We start from the raw sequence: 4,108 nt of genomic DNA, 5'->3' as shown, positions 1-4,108 counted from the left end.
CCCCCATGGGGGGCGGGAGAACAACCCGGGGGGGATGACCATCGGAGGATTTCGGGCTTTTATCGGCTACATTACATTTATGATCTGGCCGATTCAGGAGATGTCCCGGGTGTTCAGTGAAATGCAGCAGGCAATCGCCAGTGCTGAGAGGGTTTTTGCCCTTCTGGACTTGGACTCGGATATTCAGGATCTGCCCGAGGCTCTGGAATCGCCCCGTTTTGAAGGGCAGGTGGAACTCAGGAATGTTGATTTCCACTATGTTCCTGATACCCCGGTTCTCAAGAACTTCAATCTCACAGTCCGGCGGGGAGAAACCATAGCCATAGTCGGCCCGACCGGGGGAGGAAAGACCACTCTGGCCAGCCTTATTTCCCGCTATTATGAACCGGTGGCGGGACAGATTCTCCTGGATGGTCAGGATTATAGGGTATTCACCCAAAAAGGACTGCAGTCCCGTATCGGGGTGGTACTTCAGACTCCCCATCTGTTTTCAGGGACAATCCGGGAAAATATCCTCTATGGAAATCACTCTGCGGGAGAAGAGAGTATGCTCCGGGCCTCCAAAATGGCCTGCGCTCATGGGATGATCATGAGGCTTCCCGGCGGTTATGACGAATGTGTGGGAGAAGATGGGACCCTCCTCTCTGTAGGACAGAAGCAGTTGATCTCTCTGGCCAGGACGATCCTGGGAGATCCTGATATCATTATCATGGATGAGGCGACCAGCTCTATCGATACCAGAACCGAGCAGGAGATTCAGATGGGAATGGAAAAACTTCTGGAAGGACGTACCAGTTTTGTCATCGCTCACAGATTGTCCACTATTCGGAATGCCGATCGAATCCTGGTCATCGAAGAAGGCAGAATCAAGGAAGAGGGCAGCCATCGTGAGCTTCTGCGCCTGGGGGGGCACTATTATCATCTTTACACAAATCAGTTCAGAAAGGACCATTCTTCCCGTTTATTGAGCTGAAAAGACTCAAAGGGAGTCTCCGGGCTCCCTTTGATTTTCAAGTCAAATTCTCATATACTTTTATTAATGATATTCAGGAAGGTTTAACATTGAAAATTAAGGGTCGGTTTGCTTCATCAAGCATGAAAAGAACAAAATTATCCAGATTTCTGAAATATCATTTAACATTAACGGCTATAAGCTTTATGACCATTCTTGGATTGCTGCTGGGAATGAGAAGCGACACCATGAAGGATTACGCTCTCTCTTCGACTATTCAGGCCGGGTATCTGGGAGAATTGATTGAGAGCCATTTTCAATCTATCAAATCAGACATCCTTTTTCTCGCCAGGCTCAATGAAATGATCCACGATAAAGAAATTCGGAATGAAATTGACAAGCAGAATATTCAAAATGTGTTTCTTGAGTTTGCAAGTAGCAAGAAAGTGTACGATCAGATCCGTTCCATAAATAATGTTGGTGATGAAATTGTAAGGATCAATTATAACAATGGTTTTTCCTTTATTGTGAAAGACGAGGATCTCCAGAATAAGATTGACCGGCCTTATTTTAAAGAAACACTGCTTTTGGAACCAGATGAAATCTCTGTGTCCCCTGTGGATTTGTATAATGATAATGGAAAGATTGAAATACCAGAAAAGCTTGTGATCCACTTCGGAACAGTTCTGTTTGATTCCATGAAGAATCCCAAAGGGGTCCTGGTTCTCAATTATCTGGCAGATACTTTGATTCAGATCCTGGAGAGGGACACAAGGAATCATCCCGGGACTTTTGCACTTTTAGATGAATATGGAACCTGGCTTCATAATGATAATAAGACGGCTGAAGGAGATTTTTCATCTTCGGAAAGGAACATATCAGAACTGATGAAAAGGTCTCCTGGATTATGGCCTAGGATTGTTTCAAATCATGGGATGTCGCCTTTTGTATTCGGCTCTGATCTTTATAGTGTTCTCGAAATTCATCCTCTGGAAATAGCATCTGGAAATTCTGCCAGGCACACATGGTATCTTATAAACCAAATCAGTTTAGAGGAAATGCAGACCGACTGGAAATCCTTTTTACAGACCCTCTTTCTCTATCTATTCCTTATTTCTGTTGTTTTGAGTATTCCTGTCTGGCTCGCCGTTAACAATATTGCTCAGAGGGACAATTACCGGGAAGTCCTGGAACACTCCGCCCTGTATGATCCTCTGACAGATTTACCAAACAGACTTTTATTAAGTAACACCGCGTCCCAGCTTCTGAAGGAATCTAACCGGTATAACCAGAAATTTGCTCTATTGTATATAGATCTGGATGGTTTTAAAAACGTTAATGACACCCTGGGTCACGAAGGGGGAGATATCCTTTTAAAAATTGTGGCTCAAAAACTACAGGAATGTGTCAGGGAAAGCGATACAGTAGCCAGGGTCGGGGGGGATGAATTTGTTATTCTTCTTCATCGGGTTAAAGGGGAAGAGGACTGTAAAATAATTGCATTGAAGATTATTGATTCCCTGGGAAAACCATTTTCGATACCTCAAGGAGAAATCCATATCGGCGCCAGTGTTGGTATTGCCGTGGCTTTACCGGGGTCTTCACCTGACCTGGAGGTTCTTATGAAACGGGCTGATGATGCCATGTACAAGGTGAAAAGCAGCGGGAAAGGCAGCTTTCAGACGGGCTGACTATTCCAGTATCCTCATTGTTGTGGGGAGCCTGAGTACCATCTTCTTCGCTTTGGAACCGTTTATCCTCTGTATCAGAAGTTCTGCTGCCTGCCTGCCGATTTCTTCCATGGGCTGTGCCACAATAATACTGGTATAGGGGAAAAAAGATGCCAGAGGAAGGTCGTCAAAAGAGAGTATATGGAGACCTTTATGTTCAGATTGCAGCAGGTAGCGGGCCGCCCCCAGGTGCATGAAATAGTTGGAAATAAAGACATGGTCAGGAGGAGACTCCAGTTCCATCAGTGTTTTCATAAGATGATAACCACTGTCTTCATGGTAATCTCCGAAGAGAATAATTTCTGATTCCGCCTCCCTCTGGAAATCTTCCAGAGCTTTCAGGTAGCCATCAAATCGTTCCTTCGCAGAAGTCAGTGTTCTGTCTCCTCCGATGAATCCAATGCGCCGGGCTCCTCTTTTCAGGGAATATTTAACGGCTTCATAGCTCCCCTGGAAGTTGTCGGATAACACTGCATCCGATTCAAACCCCTCCACAAGACGGTCAACCAGGACAATGGGAGTCTCTTCCATTATCTGGAAGTGTTCTCCTCTGTTGCTGCCTGGAATTATAATGACCCCGTCTACATTTTTTTCTTTAAGAAGCCTGAGCCTGTTTTCTTCCTCTTTCAGGTTTTCCCGTGAGCTGCACAGAATTACCGAAAAATCTATCTGTTTCAGGGTGTCTTCTATCCCGGTGACAATGCTCATGAAAAAATCATTTCTAAACTCAGGAGCTATGATGCCTATGGTATGGGTGCGTCTGGTTTTGAGACTGCGGGCGACCTGATTCATGCGGTAACCCAGGAGGGAGACGGCCTTCTGAACCTTTTCTGCCGTATCCGGGCGAACCTTTAGATCTCCATTGAGAACCCGGGAAACCGTGGCTGTGGAAACACCGGCTTTTTCGGCTACATCCTTAACTGTTACAGGGGATTGTTTCTCTGACATGAATTTGATTCTGCTCCCTTATTCATCGACATCAGGATCAGGGGAGATATTGTAAACACAATCCCCTTTCCCATCCATCCTATACTTGGTTCAGCACTGAAAAATATTGAAAAAAAACTTGCCTTTTCTGCAGGCATATGTGAAAATGTAATCGATTACATATGAATTTGTAAAGCGTTTTTTTGGAAAGATAAAAATTCAGACCTGATGTATACGGAGGATTTCCGTCTCTCAGTTTCTGTGCACAGGAAGGGGCCCGGACCCTGAGAACATTTTCGGGACTAAAGACAAACTGATAAAAATAAGGAGTAGAATTATGAATATTAAGCAAACTGACCCGGTCAACCGACTCAGAGGTTCCATGCCCAAAGTAGGCATTCGTCCGGTCATCGACGGCAGAGAAAAAGGTGTACGCGAGTCTCTGGAAGTTCAGACTATGAACATGGCCAGAGCGGCGGCCAAACTGATTGAAGAAAAC

The 4,108-nt window shown here is 45.2% G+C and carries 4 protein-coding genes; 3 read left to right on the top strand and 1 reads right to left on the bottom strand.

Annotated elements, in window-relative coordinates:
- On the top strand, positions 1 to 973 hold a 973-nt coding region (locus PF479_RS06430), incomplete at its 5' end, for an ABC transporter ATP-binding protein (protein ID WP_298003750.1).
- Between the two features lie 89 nt (positions 974 to 1,062).
- Positions 1,063 to 2,643 (top strand): diguanylate cyclase, encoded by a 1,581-nt coding sequence (locus tag PF479_RS06425; RefSeq protein ID WP_298003747.1) that lies wholly within the window; start codon positions 1,063 to 1,065, stop codon positions 2,641 to 2,643.
- Here the strand turns inward: PF479_RS06425 and PF479_RS06420 are convergent, their stop codons facing one another.
- Entirely contained in the window at positions 2,644 to 3,630 is a 987-nt protein-coding gene (locus tag PF479_RS06420; RefSeq protein ID WP_298003745.1) for a LacI family DNA-binding transcriptional regulator, read from the bottom strand.
- A 316-nt stretch (positions 3,631 to 3,946) separates the two neighbouring features.
- Here PF479_RS06420 and PF479_RS06415 point away from each other — a divergent pair.
- Positions 3,947 to 4,108, top strand: a 162-nt coding sequence (locus tag PF479_RS06415; protein WP_298003753.1) for a hypothetical protein, incomplete at its 3' end; no start/stop codon positions are given.

Origin of the sequence: Oceanispirochaeta sp. (genome assembly GCF_027859075.1) — a bacterium.
GTDB lineage: Bacteria > Spirochaetota > Spirochaetia > DSM-2461 > DSM-2461 > Oceanispirochaeta.
The sequence above is the reverse complement of the archived record's forward strand: the minus strand, read 5'-3'. Positions and strand labels throughout refer to the sequence as shown.

Coding starts and splice junctions, on each gene's coding strand:
- PF479_RS06420 (WP_298003745.1), bottom strand. CDS start 3,630: ATGTCAGAGAAACAATCCCCTGTAACAGTTAAGGATGTAGCCGAAAAA.